This window comes from Kitasatospora sp. NPDC088264 (assembly GCF_040685715.1).
Classification (GTDB): Bacteria; Actinomycetota; Actinomycetes; order Streptomycetales; family Streptomycetaceae; genus Kitasatospora.
In genome coordinates this window covers 16,602-32,850 of record NZ_JBFBIR010000077.1, presented here as the reverse complement: position 1 = coordinate 32,850, position 16,249 = coordinate 16,602, and the positions used below count along the sequence as shown (strand labels likewise).

Annotated in this window: 11 protein-coding genes and 1 pseudogene; 4 read left to right on the top strand and 8 right to left on the bottom strand. The window is 72.0% G+C overall.

Going from position 1 to position 16,249, the window contains the following annotated elements; all coding sequences use genetic code 11:
• Positions 1-142: 142 nt before the first annotated feature.
• The 3 genes from ispG to AB0O82_RS34905 form a co-directional block, all read right to left on the bottom strand.
• Positions 143-1,318, bottom strand: coding sequence for a flavodoxin-dependent (E)-4-hydroxy-3-methylbut-2-enyl-diphosphate synthase (gene ispG / locus AB0O82_RS34915; RefSeq protein ID WP_363588452.1), 1,176 nt, complete (start codon positions 1,316-1,318; stop codon positions 143-145).
• The gene (locus AB0O82_RS34910) at positions 1,315-3,234 is read right to left on the bottom strand and encodes a 1-deoxy-D-xylulose-5-phosphate synthase (protein WP_363588450.1); all 1,920 of its coding nucleotides are present in this window, start codon (positions 3,232-3,234) and stop codon (positions 1,315-1,317) included. The genes ispG and AB0O82_RS34910 overlap by 4 nt, the downstream gene beginning before the upstream one ends.
• Positions 3,235-3,328: 94 nt before the next feature.
• Positions 3,329-4,330 carry a 4-hydroxy-3-methylbut-2-enyl diphosphate reductase gene (locus tag AB0O82_RS34905; protein ID WP_363588448.1) on the bottom strand — a complete coding sequence of 334 codons (1,002 nt, stop codon included), beginning with the start codon at positions 4,328-4,330 and terminating at the stop codon, positions 3,329-3,331.
• Positions 4,331-5,320: 990 nt separating this feature from the next.
• Between AB0O82_RS34905 and AB0O82_RS34900 the strand changes: the two genes are divergently transcribed.
• Positions 5,321-6,430, top strand: a complete 1,110-nt coding sequence (locus tag AB0O82_RS34900; protein ID WP_363588446.1) for a hypothetical protein — start codon at positions 5,321-5,323, stop codon at positions 6,428-6,430.
• A 130-nt stretch (positions 6,431-6,560) separates the two neighbouring features.
• On the opposite strand, the gene AB0O82_RS34895 is transcribed toward AB0O82_RS34900, so the two are convergent.
• Complete coding sequence (locus tag AB0O82_RS34895; protein ID WP_363588444.1) at positions 6,561-7,886, bottom strand: hypothetical protein; 1,326 nt, start codon at positions 7,884-7,886, stop codon at positions 6,561-6,563.
• 249 nt (positions 7,887-8,135) lie between these two features.
• Here AB0O82_RS34895 and AB0O82_RS34890 point away from each other — a divergent pair, with 249 nt between their 5' ends.
• Positions 8,136-9,221 (top strand): polyprenyl synthetase family protein, encoded by a 1,086-nt coding sequence (locus AB0O82_RS34890; protein WP_363588442.1) that lies wholly within the window; start codon positions 8,136-8,138, stop codon positions 9,219-9,221.
• Between the two features lie 268 nt (positions 9,222-9,489).
• Complete coding sequence (locus AB0O82_RS34885) at positions 9,490-11,463, top strand: hypothetical protein (protein WP_363588440.1); 1,974 nt, start codon at positions 9,490-9,492, stop codon at positions 11,461-11,463.
• A gap of 100 nt (positions 11,464-11,563) precedes the next feature.
• Here AB0O82_RS34885 and AB0O82_RS34880 read toward each other — a convergent pair.
• The 4 genes and pseudogenes from AB0O82_RS34880 to AB0O82_RS34865 all read right to left on the bottom strand — a co-directional run.
• A pseudogene (locus AB0O82_RS34880) lies at positions 11,564-11,800 on the bottom strand (hypothetical protein); the annotation flags it as partial.
• A 27-nt stretch (positions 11,801-11,827) separates the two neighbouring features.
• Complete coding sequence (locus tag AB0O82_RS34875) at positions 11,828-12,442, bottom strand: TetR family transcriptional regulator (protein WP_363588438.1); 615 nt, start codon at positions 12,440-12,442, stop codon at positions 11,828-11,830.
• A 389-nt stretch (positions 12,443-12,831) separates the two neighbouring features.
• Entirely contained in the window at positions 12,832-13,710 is an 879-nt protein-coding gene (locus AB0O82_RS34870; RefSeq protein ID WP_363588436.1) for a LysR substrate-binding domain-containing protein, read from the bottom strand.
• Positions 13,711-13,836: 126 nt separating this feature from the next.
• Positions 13,837-14,694, bottom strand: coding sequence for an NAD-dependent epimerase/dehydratase family protein (locus AB0O82_RS34865; RefSeq protein ID WP_363588434.1), 858 nt, complete (start codon positions 14,692-14,694; stop codon positions 13,837-13,839).
• Between the two features lie 437 nt (positions 14,695-15,131).
• Between AB0O82_RS34865 and AB0O82_RS34860 the strand changes: the two genes are divergently transcribed.
• Positions 15,132-16,034: an alpha/beta fold hydrolase gene (locus AB0O82_RS34860; protein ID WP_363588432.1), complete on the top strand. Its 903-nt coding sequence runs from the start codon at positions 15,132-15,134 to the stop codon at positions 16,032-16,034.
• Positions 16,035-16,249: the final 215 nt, after the last annotated feature.

Sequence of the window (16,249 nt, the reverse complement as noted above, 5' to 3'; positions counted from 1 at the left end):
AACGACGCCGTCTCCGAGGTGAACCGGTCACCGGTGAGCTGCATGCCGTCACCCGAGTCACCGGCGAAACGGATGATCACCCGGTCCAGTCGGCGAATCGGCTTGCTCGGAGTGGCCATGGGACTCTGCTCCTTCGGGCGGTCTACGTGGGAGACCTGGTGGATTGGTGTTCGGCGAGCTTGAGGGCCTCTTCCAGGAGACGTTCGACGATCCGGTTTTCGGGGACGGTCGCGACGACCCGGCCCCGGACGAAGATCTGGCCCTTGCCGTTGCCGGAGGAGACTCCGATGTCGGCTTCCCGGGACTCCCCGGGGCCGTTGACGACGCAGCCCATGACGGCGACGCGCAGGGGGAGGGGGAACCCCTCGAAGGCGGCCTCGACCCGCTGGGCGAGGCGGTGGATGTCGACCTGGAGGCGTCCGCAGCCGGGGCAGGACACGATTTCGAGCTTCCTCGGGCGTAGCCCGAGCGAGGAGAGGATGTGGCAGCCCGCCTTGACCTGCTCGGCGGGCGGTGCGGAGAGGGAGACCCGGATGGTGTCGCCGATGCCTTCGGCGAGGAGGACACCGAAGGCGACGGCGGATTTGATGGAGCCCTGGAACGCGGGGCCGGCTTCGGTGACGCCCAGGTGCAGGGGGTAGTCGCAGCCGGCGGCGAGGAGCCGGTAGGCGGCGATGACGGTCAGCGGGTCGTGGTGCTTGACGGCGATCTTGAGGTCGGTGAAGCCGTGCTCCTCGAACAGCGAGCACTCCCACAGCGCGGACTCGGCCAGTGCCTGGGGCGTGGCGCTGCCGTGCTTGGCGAGCAGGCGCGGGTCCAGGGAGCCGGCGTTCACCCCGATCCGGATCGGGACCCTGGCCGCGCCGGCGGCCCGGGCGATCTCCTTGACCTTGTCGTCGAACTTCTTGATGTTGCCGGGGTTGACGCGGACCGCGGCGCAGCCGGCGTCGATGGCCTGGAAGACGTAGCGGGGCTGGAAGTGGATGTCGGCGATGACGGGGATCGGCGACTTGGCGACGATCCCGGGCAGGGCGGCGGCGTCGTCGGCGGAGGGGACGGCGAGGCGGATGATGTCGCAGCCCGCCGCGGTGGCCTCGGCGATCTGCTGGAGGGTGGCGTCGATGTCGGTGGTGGGGGTGGTCGTCATGGTCTGCACCGGGATCGGTGCTCCGCCGCCCACGGGGACCCTGCCGACGTGGATCTGCCGGGAGTGGCGGCGGGCCGCGAGAACGGGTCCATCACCGGGCGCGGGCCCGGGGCCGGGCCCGGGGCCGCGACGGCCGGGCGGGGTGGGGTCGGGGAGGTCGACGCTGTTCATGACGTGCTCCGTGTGGAGGATGGTGCCGGCAGGGAGGCGGCCGAGGGGGCGCCGTGCTCCAGGAGGCGGCGGGCGGTGTCGGCTATGGCAGGACCGCTGATCCCGGCGGCGGACAGGAGGGCGCCGCGCTCACCGTGGGCCAGGAACCGGGTGGGCAGGCCCAGGGCGTGAACGGGCACGGTGACCCCGGCGTCGGTGGCGTGCTGGGCGAGGAGGGCTCCGATGCCGCCCTCGCGGACCCCGTCCTCCACGGACAGGGCGATGCGGTGGCGTCCGGCCAGATGGACGAGGGCGGGGTTGACCGGGGCCACCCAGCGGGGGTCGACCACGGTCACTCCGATGCCCCGGGCCGCCAGGAGTCGGGCGGCCTCCAGGCAGGCGCCGGCTGTCGTGCCGATCGCGACCAGCAGCACGTCCAGGGGCGCGTGTGGGGAGCGGTGCAGGACGTCGATGCCGTCCATGGTGGTCAGCGGGTCGATGTCGGCCGCGGCGGCGGCTTTGGGGAAGCGCACCGTGCTCGGGCCGTCGCCGGACTCGACCGCCTCGCGCAGCAGGGCCCGCAGCCGGGCCGGATCACGGGGCGCGGCGACGCGCATGCCCGGGACGCGGGCCAGGACCGCGAGATCCCACAGGCCGTGGTGGGAGGGCCCGTCGGGGCCGGTGACCCCGGCCCGGTCCAGGACGAAGGTGACCGGCAGCCGGTGCAGCGCCACGTCCATCAGCACCTGGTCGAAGGCCCGGTTCAGGAACGTCGCGTACAGGCACACCACCGGGTGCAGGCCGCCCATCGCCAGCCCGGCGGCGGAGGTGACGGCGTGCTGCTCGGCGATCCCCGAGTCGAAGACCCGGTCGGGGAACTTCCGGGAGAACGGGCCGAGCCCGACCGGCAGGCGCATCGCCGCGGTGAGGGCGACGAGGTCCTCGCGCTCGCCTCCCAGGGCGGCGAGCTCGGCGGCGAAGACGGACGTCCAGGTCGGCTTGCCCGTGGTGCGGGGGCGGCCGGTGGCCGGGTCGATGACTCCGCAGGCGTGCATCCGGTCGTCGGTGTCGGCTTCGGCCGGGGCGTAGCCCTTCCCCTTGGTGGTGACGGCGTGCACCACGACCGGCCGTCCGAGGGCAGCGGCGCGGCGCAGTGCGGTCTCCAGCGCGGGGATGTCGTGGCCGTCGACGGGGCCGAGGTAGGCGAACCCGAGGTCGGTGAAGACATTGCGGTCCGGTGTGACCTGGCCGCTCTCGCGCAGCCGGGCCAGGTGGGCGGGCAGTGCACCTGCGCTGGGGTCGTAGGAGCGGGTGTTGTCGTTCAGCACGACGATGACCGGGCGCCCGGCGGCCCCGAGGTTGTTCAGGGCTTCGAAGGCCAGGTCGCCGGTGAGCGCGCCGTCGCCGACGACCGCCACCACCCGCCGTGCCGCTCCTCGTAGGTGGAAGGCCTTGGCCAGGCCGTCGGCGTAGGCCAGGGCGGTGGAGGCGTGGGAGTTCTCGATCCAGTCGTGCGCGGACTCGGCCCGGCTCGGGTAGCCGGACAGCCCGCCCTGCTGGCGCAGGGTGGCGAACTCCCGGGCGCGTCCGGTGAGGACCTTGTGCGGGTAGGACTGGTGGCCGGTGTCGAACAGGATCGCGTCACGCGGCGAGTCGAAGACCCGGTGGAGGGCGATGGTCAGCTCCACCACGCCCAGGCTCGCGCCCAGATGGCCACCGGTGGCGGACACCCGGTCCACGAGCAGGTCCCGTATCCCGGCCGCCAGCCGGTCGAGTCGGCCGGGGCGTAGGGCGCGCAGGGCGGCCGGGGTTCCGGGGAGGGGAAGTGGTCCGTGAGCGGTGGGGGGCACCCCGGTACCGGTGGCGGTGCGTCTGCTCTTCTCCTCGGTGGTGGGGCGGGTCTCCCCGGCTCGGGATGGAGGGTCGATGGCCGTCATGGGGTGAACACCTTCTCGAAGCGGACGAAGTGGATGGTGGCTGTGGCGCGCCGATCGCCGTGGACGGTGACCGACAGTCGGAACCGAGGAGTGCTCACGGGCGCTCCCGGACCGGGGCCGGCGGCGCGAAGTACATGTCCTCCACCGCGGCGGTGTGCTCCACGACCGTCACCGGCCCCCACCGGTGGAGGGCCCGGATCACACCGGTCACCAGGGCCGGTGGGGCGGACGCTCCGGCGGACAGACCGATGGTGCCGGCGCGCTCGATCCAGGCCGGGTCGATGCCGTCGGCGTCCTCGACGAGGTGCGCCTCGGCACCGGCGCGGCGGGCGACCTCCACCATCCGCACCGAGTTCGAGGAGTTCGCCGAGCCGATGACCAGGACCAGGTCGCAGCGCTCCGCGACTTCCGTCACGGCCAGCTGCCGGTTGGTGGTCGCGTAGCAGATGTCGTCCGACGGGGGCTCCCGCAGGGCCGGGAAGCGGCGGCGCAGGATGTCGACGACCTCGCGCGTCTCGTCCACGGCCAGGGTGGTCTGGGTGAGGTAGGAGACGCGGGTCCCGTCGGGGACCTGGAGAGCGGCCGCCTGCGCGGGGGTCTCGACCAGGACGATGGAGGCGGGGGCCTCACCCAGGGTGCCCTCGACCTCCTCGTGCCCGGCGTGCCCGATCAGGACGATGGTGTCGCCGCGAGCGGCGAAGCGCCTGGCCTCGGAGTGGACCTTGGTGACCAGCGGGCAGGTCGCGTCCACGACGGTCAGCTCGCGGGCACCGGCCTGGGCATGGACCTCAGGTGACACACCGTGGGCCGAGAAGACGACCGTGGCACCGGCCGGTACCTCGTCGAGTTCTTCGACGAACACCGCTCCCCGGGCGGCGAGGCCCGCCACGACGTGGGCGTTGTGGACGATCTGCTTGCGTACGTACACCGGCCCGTTCCGGTCCGGGGCGTCCAGCAGCCGTTCCACGGTGTCGATCGCGCGCTCCACCCCGGCACAGAACGAGCGCGGCGAGGCGAGAACCACCGTCCTCTGCCGCCGGGCGGCGGGCGGCGGAGGAGGTGCGGCTGTGGGGGTGCGGTCGGGTTCGGCCGTCACCGCGACACCCGGCCACGTGCGAGGACGGCGAGCGGTGTGGTGTCGGCGGGGCGGTGCAGGGCGCCCGCCGCATCGGTACGGACCAGTAGGGGCATCAGTCTCTCCTGAGGGATGGTCGGGTCCGCGAGGTCCGTGCGGCCGGCGGGCGGGGGAGGCCCTTCGGGCCCGCTGCCCCGGTTGTCCGCGCCGGCTCGGTGGCGCACTCACGCATGGGTGAGCAGAGGACCTGCGGCGGAGGCGTTCGCTGAACCTGCCGGGGAACGCTCACGTGTGTCCAGTGAGCCCCAGCCAGGTCATCCGGCGTAACTCTTCTTCATGGCATGCTTGTTGAACCTCCTGCCGTGTTGAACGACCTTGAACGACTCCGAACTGCCGTATATGGGAACAAATTTGCCCCAGTAGTCGGCCGTCCAGGGCGTCTCGGGGAACCTTCAGTACCTTCGAGTGAGGCCAACGGCCGTTCGGGTGGGCGCGGGGCGGATGGGCGTTGTCGCTGTGAAGGCGCCGGGTGCCGGGGCGTCAGAGTACGTGTTCAACGCCGGGGATTCCCGTGTGCGGATCCCGTTCTGTCCGGCGTCCTACTGACGCGTGGGCAGGGAGAGAACCGCAGTGAAGAGAACGCTCAGAAAAGACCAATGGGCCGTTCTCGTCGGGCCGTTGTGCCCGGACGAGGCCCTGGTCCCGACCCTCCTGCACCATCCCTTGCGGGGTCCGGTCGATTGCCGTGGAGCCGAACTCGTGGCCGGGGCTCTGCGCCGCGCCGGGCTGCGGGTCCGCTACCAGGACTTTCCCGTCCCGACCTGCGGCGGGGCCGGGGCGCTTCGGCCTGCGGCCTCCGCCACGGCGACGGGTCTCACCGTGCCCGCGGGCCTGACCGTGACCGGCGGGGCAGTTGGAACCTCGTTGTGGACAGGGGATCCGCCCTGGGAGGAACTCGGTGCGGGTGCGGGTGCGGGTGCGGGTGCGGGGGGTGGCGGGGCGGTGCGGGCGGTGACCTACGTAGGTCGAAACGGTGCCGTGGTCGGGCTGGCGGTGGTGACCTCCGCAGGCGCGGATGCCCCCTCGGAGGAAGCCGTGCGCGCACTGGACAACTGGGCGGCGCTGCTGCGCACGAGGCGGCTGGTGTCGGCCGGCGTCGCACCGCTGTGTGCAGGGGCGGTGCGGGCCCGTGAAGAGGTCGACGCCGTACTCAGTGGGACGGCGGGGCCGGTGGCGGTGGTGGGCGGTTTGCCGGTCGATGCCCTGGTGGCGGCCCGGTGGCGGGCGCGAGGGGTGGTGTCCGTCGCCGTGGCGGAGCAGGTCCCTCCGGGCGCGGTGGCCGTGATCGGCCCGGCCGGCGCCACGCCCGAGGTCCGGGCCGGACTGGCCGGGCGCGGTGTCACCGTCGTCGACGCGACCTGCGGGAAGGTCGCGGACCTCCACGCGCAGATCCGGGCCTTCGTCGCCGGCGGCGAGGCCGTGCTGGTCGCCGGACGGTCCACCGACGCGGTGACTCCCGGTCTGACCGCCCAGGCGGCACCCGGGCAGGTGAAGGTCCTCGAGAACCTCGAACATGCCATGGCGGTGCCCGTGCCCGACCCGGCACGGGTCGCCGTCGTCATCGCCCCCGGGCGGCCGGTCGAGGACGCCGAAGTCATCACGGAGACCGTACGTGCCCGCTTCGGACACGTCCTTCCGCAGAACCCCGCCAGCTACTGCCATGCGGCCGACGACCGCGCGCACACCCTGCAGCGCCTGGCCCACAGCTGTGACACCGTCCTGATCGCCGGGCTGCTCGACGAGCCCGAGGCCCAGGAGGCCCTGCGGGTCGTCGAGGAGGCGGGCGCTCCGGCCCGCCTCATCCACAGTCCCGAGGACATCCGTCCCGAATGGCTCCGGCACACCGCCGCCATCGGGGTCACCGCCACCAGCACGACCGATCCCGCGCTGCTGACCCGGATCCTCCACGCCCTCTCCGGCGCCGGGCCCACCGCTGTCACCACCCAACACACCACCACCGGCGGCAGGGTGGCGTCCGTACCCCGATTAGCGTTCGGACGACGCCCGAGGCGAGGCACCCGTCGAGCGCGCCGAACGAACCGTCGGATACGACCGGCTTGAAGGCGCGGCGGACCAGGGCCGACCAGGTCCTGTCCGGCCGATCCTGCCGGGCCCGCGACGCCGGGCATCCGCCCCCAGCCTCCGGCGGGGAGAGCCGCGGGCCGATCCGCCAAGATCAGCCGGACAGGACCTAAGGGATCCGGCAGTCCTCGTGGTGGATGGGGTGGCGCAGGAGCTGGGCGGCGGCCGGGACGCGCTGGTAGCTGCGCAGACGGCCGCGCATGGTGTGCAGGGCCGCGGTGGCGCGGGCCGACTGCAGATGGGGGTAGTCGTGCAGGAAGGCGTGCCAGTGCTGGCAGGCTTCCTCCAACTGTCCCTTTTGAAGAAGGAGTTCGGCGAGTCGCGCGGTGGTCAGGGCCCGGGCCCGGCGCTCGTCGGACGGCCTGCGGGTGAGGGAGTGGGACAGAACGGCGCATGCTCGCGAGACGTCGCCGGTTGATGCGAAGACCTCGGCCCGCTGGTGGTTGAGGGCGGCACTGTGGTAACCGCCGGTGGTCCGGTGCTCGTCCTGGGCGTCGTCCAACAGGCTTTGCGCCCGGTCGAGTTGGGTGAACGCCTCGCGGCGCCGGTCGGAAGCGGCGAGGGTGACGGCGAGCTGCCCGGTGATGAACGCGGCCGAACCCGGTGGGAGTCTGGTGACGTCGGCCGCCGCGGCCTGGGCCAGGTTCAGGGCCTGCGCGCGGTCGCCCATGTGGTTGGCCTGGACGCTCATCTGCCGCAGGACGATCGCGTGCCGCAGCGGGTCGGCGGCCTCGATGGCGAGCTCCGCGGCGATGCGGTAGTAGGTCTGCGCGGCGCCGTGGAGGTGCTCGTCGAAGCAGGTGAAGGCGGTGAGGTAGGCGAGGTCGGCGGCGGCCTGGCGCAGTTGCCGGTGGAGCGTGGCGCCGACGGGGCTGGTGAGTTGGGGTGCGATGTCGGTGGCCAGGTAGGTGGTGAGGGCCGGGCGGGTCCGGGCACCGCCGAACATGTCGTCCGCGTCGGCGAACACGGTGGCCATCAGGTTCGCGGCCTGGACGTGGGCGGTACTGACCCGCGTTCTACCGCTCGGGCGCGGCGAGGGTGCGACAGCCACGGGCGACCGCAGGGTCGGGTCGTAGGGGATCAGGCGGAGGGTGCGGGGGCTGACGGCCGAGGCGGCACCGAGTTGCTCCAGCCGCACGGCGATGTCCGGGGTGGTGGGCTTCTCGACGGTGGCGGCGGAGGGGGAGAGGCCGGCGGCCTGGGGCGTGATCGCGCGGTGGAGGGCGTCGGACAGGACGTGGCAGACGATGTCGGCCACTTCGGGGCGGGGGCGGGAGCCGAGGAGCCAGTGCGCGACCGAGGTGCGGTCGTAGTGCAGGGGCAGGGCGCGAAGGCTGCCGACGGCGTTGACGGCTCGGGCGAGCTGCTCGTTGGTCCAGCCTGTCTCGTCGAGCAGAGCCCGCAGACGGGGATTGGGTGTGTTTCGGGGACTCACGGTGAACCTCGTGGTCGCGGCGGAAGCGACGTCGTGGGCGGGTGCGGGGCGTTCAACACGGCGAGAGGTTCAACAACCCTGCCGCTAAGCAGAGTTACGTCGAAGCGGCTCGCCAGGGCTTACTGGACACACTGTGGGCGCAGCCAGGCAGGTCTGGCAAGCGCCCCGGTGAAAAGCCCTTCGTGCGCCCCCGGAGTGAGAGCACCACTCGGCCGGGGCGGCAACCGGTGTACCGAACGGAGAAGCATGATGACGGCCAGGACCCTCGGCTCCGAATCACCCGACCTGACAGTGGTACGTACCCAGGTCGACGGCATCCTCGACGGCTTCCTCACCGCCAAGGCCCGTGCGGCGACCGCGCGGTACCTGCCCGGGGAGATTCCCCGGATCCTGCACGACTTCCTCTCCTCCGGCGGCAAACGCCTGCGCCCCCTGCTGTGCGTGACCGGCTGGCGCGCGGCGGGTGGCGAAGGCGATCCGCGGCCGGTACTGCGGGTGGCGGCGTCGCTGGAGATGTTCCACGCCTTCGCCCTCATCCACGACGACATCATGGACCGCTCCACCACCCGCCGCGGCCACCCCACCGTCCACCGTGCCCTCGCCACCCTGCAACGCGAGGGCCGCAGCGAGGCGGCCGCCGACGACCTCGGGGTCGGCTCCGCGATCCTGGTCGGCGACCTCGCCCTGGCCTGGTCGGACGAACTCCTCCACACCGCAGGCCTCACCCCGGGCCGGCTCGTCCGCATCCTGCCGCTCATCGACGCCATGCGCACCGAGGTCATGTACGGCCAGTACCTCGACCTCGCCTCCACCGGGCACCCCACCGACGACGTCGACCGGGCACTGGCGATCATCCACTACAAGACTGCCAAGTACACCTGCGAACGCCCCCTGCAGATCGGTGCCACCCTCGCCGGAGCCGACGACGAACTGCGCACCGTCCTCAGCGACTTCGCCCTCCCCCTCGGAGAGGCCTTCCAACTGCGCGACGACCTCCTCGGCGTCTACGGCGACCCGGACCGCACCGGCAAGCCCACCCTCGACGACCTGCGCGACGGCAAGCACACCACCCTCGCAGCCCTCGCCCTCAAACTCGCAACCCCGGACCAGGCCGCCCGGCTGCGCCGGCTCCTGGGCGACCCCGACCTGACCGAGGAGCAGGCCGAGGACGCCCGACGCGTCATCACCGCCACCGGCGCCCGCGACATGGTCGAGCAGATGATCCGGGCCCGCTGCGCGCAGGCCGACCACGCCCTCTCCCGCAGCACGATCCCGCCCGCCGCGGCCGCCACCCTGCGCGAACTCGCACGGGCCGCGACGAAGAGGACCACATGAGCGCAGTCGCACCGGAAGGCGACCGCCCGTCCTGGCCGCCCCTGTGACTGCCGGGCTGGTGTGGATCCCACCGTCCGGGCCCCCGGGAGAGGCCGCTCAGGCCGTGCGGAGCACCGAAATCGAGCACCTGATCCACCTGTTCCGTGACCGGGCCAACCGAGTTCTCACCACGGCTACGGCCGTGCGGAGCCCATCGCGAACACGTACCAGCACCGGCAGTTCGCTCTGCCGCGCGCGCACCGCAGATCACGTCCAAGGAGAAGTAGCCGTGACCACAGACACCCAGGAATCCGTGTACTGGAACGCTCAGGCTGCCGGTCTGGTCCCTGCGGGATCAAGGCCCGCTGAGCTGCTGTCGGGCCTACGGGTCGGGTCCGCCGCGGAAGACGACAGCACCGACCCGGACGACGTCCACCGGCAGAGTCATGCCGGGGCGCCTCATGGGGAACGGGAGCACGATACGGTCCTGCGGATCGCCACAGCGCCCGCCTATGTCCCCTACCAGTCTCCGCGGATGGAGGTGTACCCGGAGGGCGAGCGGATGAGCTGGTCGGCCATCGCGGTGACCAGGTCGCGCGAACTCCGGGAGTCGGTGGCCTCAAGCGCCGTGGGGGACACGACGCGGAAGGTCGTCCTGTTCGCCAAGGACAGGCTGTGGGACGGCCGTTCATCCGAGTCGGCGCGAGCACTCGCCGAGCTGTGCGGGATCATTCCCGGTAAGGGCGGCGAAGTCGCCGAGGTGGCGGAAGAGTACCTGCGCCGGGGAGCCGAGTCCGAGCGGCGTTCTCTCGAAGCGATGGCCGTACGGGACCTCTGGGGAGCCTTCCAGGCCGATGTCACCATCCGGTGTACGGACTGGCGCATTCCCGACCTGAGCGCCTCGCTGATGGCTGCGAGCATGGGGATCGACTACCCGGACGCACCCGACGACAGCGGAGCCGTCGGGCTGGAGCCGTACATCGACGCGAGCAGTGAGGGCATCGCCTGCCTCAGCGGGAGCGCCGCCCAACAGGCATTCCGGGACAGCACAGTCACCTGTGCGGTCATCCAGATGAAAGAGGAGATACGGACGGAACTCCTGAACGCTGTTCCGGCCGCCGGCCCCTGCGCCGTTGTCCCACCCGCCTCGGCCCCCGCACCAGCCGACTATCTGGTCGCACGCTGGTGGGACGGAGACCTGCCGGCGATCCTTCGCCTCACGGTCGGCTGGGCTCCCTACCGGCACCTGTCCACCGACCGGGGATACTTCCCCGGCAGTGACCGATGCGGAAGGATGTTCCGCGCTATCAACGGCCCCCTCTACTACAACGCCAGCGTCGATCTACTCCACGACTACGGTGCCAAGGAGGCGTTCAACGAGCTTCACCTGGCACTGGCGAGCGGAGACGGCCGCAACCTGATCGGCTTCGCCGACGCCCTCGCCGCGGCCACCGACGAGGCGATCGCCTGCGACTGCGGACACGACGGCCACCAGGTGGCGGCAGAGATCGCCATGGGCGCGTGCGTCTACTTCGCGCTCACCCCCCGCTACTTCCTCCGGCGCCAGCTCGCGGCGCTGTCCCACACCGCCCCGCACACCAACGGCTCCTTCCTCCCGTCACAGGAAGCAGCCAGGGTCACCGCCACCACCGTGCTCCCGCCCGGCAACATGATGTACTCCCCGACCTGGACACCGCTCTGGCGTACCGCGCCCGAACCGGACGACACCACGTGGGCCGAGGCACTCGCCCACCGTGCGACCCGGCGCTACTTCGCCACCGACCAGACCCAGCACCCCATCGGCCAACGCTGCACCGCGCTGACCCGGGACATCATCGAGCAAGCCGCGTGCCTGACCGACGGGCCCGCCTTGCGGTCGATGGCGGACCGCTGGCGTGACCTGTTCCGTCTCATCGCCACGCATCCCAGCATGAGCACGGCGAGCAACGCCCCCGACCCAGACGTCGTGGAAGAACTGGCAGAGCTCGTCAGCCGCGTCTGGACCAACCTCATCGCAGGTTCCCACGCCCCAGCAGCACCGACGGGCGAAAGCGATGCTCATCTGAACATCGACTACCAGCACATCGTCAGCAAAACCTATGATCAGGGCCCCTTCGGCTTCGCGCTGCGGCGGTCACTGTACGGCGCCGTGACCACTGCCATCGAGCTCGCAGGCCACAACCCCTACGCCCGCCTGATCGACGGCACAGGCCTGGCCTGCTGCCCTCAGCAGGGCGAAGCGGTGCAGGCGCCGACTTCGTGAAGTGGATCGGGTCTCGGCCAGACCGTGTGGGGGACACGCTGGCTCGCCGGGCGCCGGTCATTGCCTCCGGCGCCCGGTCCGCTTCGCCGCTCGTCCGGCCCTAAGCGATGATCTTGGACACCACCCCGGCGCCGATGGCCCTGCCGCCCTTGCGGATGGTGAACCGCAGACCGTGTTCCATCGCGACGGGCTTGGTCAGGGTGACCTCCACCTGGGCGGTGTGTCCCGGCGAGACCGACTCGACGCCGTCGCCCTTGACACCACGCAGACGCACACCGACGGTTTCGCCCGCCTTGCCCTCGGCGAACTCCTTGCGGAGCTGCTCAACCCCGGTACAGCGGGGTGGCCGGCATCCGCCTCGGTGTCAGGGTGTGCGGGTGTGCAGTGCGGGGGCGGGGCAGGGCAGCGGGCGGGCCCCGGTGGGGGTGAGGCCGTCGAGGACGAGGGCCAGGTAGCGGCGCCAGCCGTCTTCGCGGGGTTCCATCGTCCACAGCACCGAGACCAGCATGACGACGATGCGGTGGAGGTCGTCGGGTACGAGGTCGGCGCGGATCGCGCCTGTGTGCTGACCGCGTGCCAGGAGGGCGTCGAGGGCGGCGAAGAACTCCTGCCCGGTCGCCGGGGTGAGGACGCCGGCGGAGCGGGCGGCGGCCAGCACGTTGTAGTCGCCGGCCACCGATTCCAGTGCTGCTTCCAGGACGTGGGCCATTCCGGAGGCGGGGTCGGGGTCGTGGGCGGCAGCCTGGATGACGGGGCGGACGTTCTCGCCGAAGCGCTGGTCGAGTACGGCCCGCAGGAGTGCGGCTTTGTCGGGGAAGCGGCGGAAGAGTGTGGCGGTTGCGAGGCCGGCCCGGCGTGCCACGTCGTCGAGGTGGGCGTCGGGGCCTTGTTCGGTGAAGACCTCCCGGGCGGCCCGGATGATCTTTTCCGCGTTGCGGGCGGCGTCGGCGCGCAGCAGTCGGGGGGAGTCGAGGGCCATTGCGGCAGCCTATCCAAGGGGCGGCGCAACGGCGTCGGACGGCCGGGGCGCGTGGTGGCGTGCCCCGGCCGGTAGGGAAGAGCCGTTGTCGGCCGAAGGCGTTGCGGAGAGGTGGCCGGCGATCTCGCCCGGCTGCGGATGGACGGGGCCTGGCGGCGGATGCGGCGGGCGCGGGCGAGGACCGAGGCGGTGAAGGCTGGCTCCTCCTTTCCGTGGTGTGAGCCTCCCGGCTCCGGAACGCTGCTGAGGAGAGGACGCCGAGGCCCGCGAGTGCGCGCTGCCGACGGCACCGCGCGGCGACAGCGGTCGAGTGGCCCCGTGTGGTGCGTCCCTCACGTGGCCCGCTCCTCGGTGGGCGGCGATGGCGGCAGGTTCGTGTGGGGTGGCGGTCATGGCGAGGTGGGCGGTGGTGCCAGGGCAGGTACCACGTCGGTGAAGTCGTGGATGAGCCGGGAATGGCGGGTGGCGGGCCAGGCCAGGCAGACCTGCCCCGGGCCGAGGCCCTCGACTGGCCGGGCGACGACGTCGGGGCGTGTGTAGAAGGTCGCAGTGGACAGCGGGATCACGCAGATGCCCGCGCCGACGGCGACCAGTTCGAGCTTTTCCTCGACGCTGTGGATGGGTGGAACGTCGGAGCGTTCGCCGGTGCGCAGTTCCTGCGCGATGTCGCGCCACTCCGGTACGGCGTCCGGGTCCTGGAGGAGGTGCTCGCCCGCAAGGTCGGCGACGGTGAGGGCCGGCCCGCCGGCCAGCGGATGGTCGGTCGGCAGCACCACGACGCGCGGTTCGCTGAACAGCGGCAGTACGCGCAGCCCCTTCTGATCGATCGGCAGACGCACGATGCTGACGTCGGCCCGTCCGTCGCGCAGGACCTCGACCTGGTCCTCCCAGCCGGTGCGCAGTAGCCGGACGTCGAGTCCGGGATGGCGGGCGGTGAGCGCCCGCACGGCGGGGGTGACGGTGATACCGGGCATAAAGCCGACGGTGAAGACCCGTGTGGCGGTGGCGGCGGCGGTGACCCGGCGGACCATGGCCTCGGCCGCCGCGAGGAGCGGGCCCACCTCGTCGAGGAGCTGGGCTCCGGCGGGCGTGAGGACGGTGCCCCTGCGGTCGCGGCGCAAGAGCGTGACGCCCAGGTCGTTCTCCAACGCGCGCACTTGGCGGGAGAGGGCCGGCTGGGCGATGTGCAGTCGCTCGGCGGCGCGGCCGAAGTGCAGTTCCTCGGCGACCGCCGCGAAGTACCGCAGTTTCCGCAGGTCGATGTCCATACCGTTGCCGTGTCCCGTCCTGATCGGTGTCCGTACGCCTCGTGATACCCCATTGGATCCAGCGGGGTGCCGCTCCCGACGGCAGCTCCCCCGGTCGGCGAGGGGACCGGCCACCGGGGGCGTGGATCAGCCCTGGGCGAGGACGGTCAGCGGGTCGGTGTGCTTCGGGGTCCAGCCGAGCTGGTCGCGGGCGCGCGCCGGGGTGAGTCGCTGGTCCAGGGCGAAGGCGTCGGCGAAGGCGCCCATGGCCGCGCGTGCCTCCTCCAGAGTGATGGAGACGGTCTTGCCGCCGAGACCCGCTCCTCGGCTGATGGCTTCGGCGCACTCCCGGGCCGTGGGATCGACTCCTCCGACGCCGGCGTAGACGGCGCCGGGCCGGGCGCGCAGCGTGGCCGCGTACAGTTCCGCGAGGTCGTCGACGTGGACCAGAGCCCAGTGTTGCGAGCCGTCTCCGATGTAGGCGATGGCGCCCGCCACCATGCCCGGACGGGTGAAGAAGGCATCGATGAGCCGGTTGTCGCCGCCGTACAGCAGACCGGGCCGGACCACGACGGGACGACCTCCGCGCGCGGCGCGGGCGAGGACGGCATCCTCGACGGGGCGGCGCCAGGCGACGAGGGCCGGTGGATCCCACGGGGCGTCCTCGTCGACGACGCCGTTGGTGTCGCCGTAGACCCAGGTACCGCTGGTGTGCACGTAGGGGCCGGCGCCGATGCCGTCCTGCATCGCGGTGGCGGCGGCGAGGTCCTCCGCGCCGGTGGCCGCCTGGGCGAGGTGAATGACGGCTTCGGCCTGCGCCGCCGCCTCATTGAGCACGCCCAGGTCGGCCAGGCTGCCCGTGACCGGATCCGCCCCGTGCGTCCGTACGGTCCGGGCAGCGTGCTCGTTGCGGGCCAGGGCGCGCACGGTGTGGCCGTGCCGTGTCAGCGCGTCGATGGTCGCCTTGCCGATGTAGCCGGAACCGCCGGTGACGAAGACCCTCATGACGTTGTTCCTCTCGTTTCGGGATCGCTTTCAGCCTGCGGCGGCGCCGGCACCGGTGTCCAAGACCTGTTCCGGCGCCTGTGATGCCGTCCGGGCATCACGGTCGAGGAGGCGGTCAAGCCGCCCTGCGAGCGCCCCCGCCATGAGCGGCGGAGGGGCGGGACAAGCGCGACCGCGATCGGCAGTCCTGCGAACGGCGGGGCGGGAGGCGGCCGGCCGCGGTGACGACGCCGGCCGGGTGGATGGGTGGTGGTGACTGCGCCACAAGCGGTCGTCCCGCGAAGGCATCACAGCGCACGGAACTGGTCTTGGACGTGGCCCGCGGGCCACCCGCAGGGTGGAGGCGGGGGGAGACGACCGGGCAGGAGCTGTGTCCTGATCGCCGGAGGTACAGCGCCGACAGTCGACCTCCTCGAACGGAAAGGCTGAGCGAGAGCATGCGACACGACATCGAGTTCGACGCCGAGGGCGTCACGCTGCGCGGTTGGTTCTACGAGCCGGAGCAGGGCACCGCTCCGGCCCCGTGCGTGGTCATGGCGCACGGCTGGTCCGCCACCCGCAGGATGTACCTGGACCGTTTCGCCGAGGTGTTCGCCGCCGCCGGTCTGGCCGTCGTGGTGTGGGACAACCGCGGCTTCGGCGACTCGGACGCAGCTCCGGGGAAGCCCCGCTACGAGATCGACCCCTGGGAGCAGATCCGCGACTACCAGCACGCCGTCACGTATGCCCAGAACCGCCCCGAGGTCGACCCGGACCGCATCGGCGTGTGGGGCAGCAGCTTCTCCGGCGGACACGCGTTCGTCGTCGCCGCGATCGACCAGCGGGTCAAGGCGGTCAGCGGGCAGGCTCCCTTCATCAGCGGACGCGCCACCTTCGCCAACGTCGCCCGAGAGAACAACCGGGTCGTCAACCCCTCGATCTTCTCCGACGACCGGAGGGCCCGAGCGGCCGGCCACTCTCCCGTCATGATCCCCGTGATCGGCGAGGACCCCGCACAGGTGACCGGCATCCCCACCCCGGACGCCCACGCCTGGTTCACCGACGCCCACGAACGGCTCGCCCCCGAATGGCACAGCGAAGTCACCCTGCGCAGCCTGGAGTTGCTCCGGGGCTACGAGCCCGGCTCCTACCTGCCGCTGATCACACCGACGCCGCTGCTCGTGATCGTCGGCCAGGACGACAGCCTGACCGGCGGCAATCTGGCCGCCGCCGCCTTCCAGACGGCCGCCGAGCCGAAGAAGATCGTGTTCGTACCCGGCGGTCACTTCGCGGCCTACACCGGTCACGGATTCGACATCGCCGCCACCGCCGCCCGCGACTGGTTCGCCGAGCACCTATGAACCGGCCCGCCGCACCCCCTCCGTGGCTCAGGCGTCCAATGGTCGTGGTCGCTCGCCGAACCCCGGATAGAGCGCGTCCGGCTGTTCGTCCACGAGGACGACTCCCGCGCCGAGGCCATGTACGTGAGGGCGGGCTTCAGGCACTCGGGCGTGGCGCTGCCCGTGCCCGGTGACGACACGTGCCGGGGGATCGGGCTGACAGCGCCCAGAAGTTG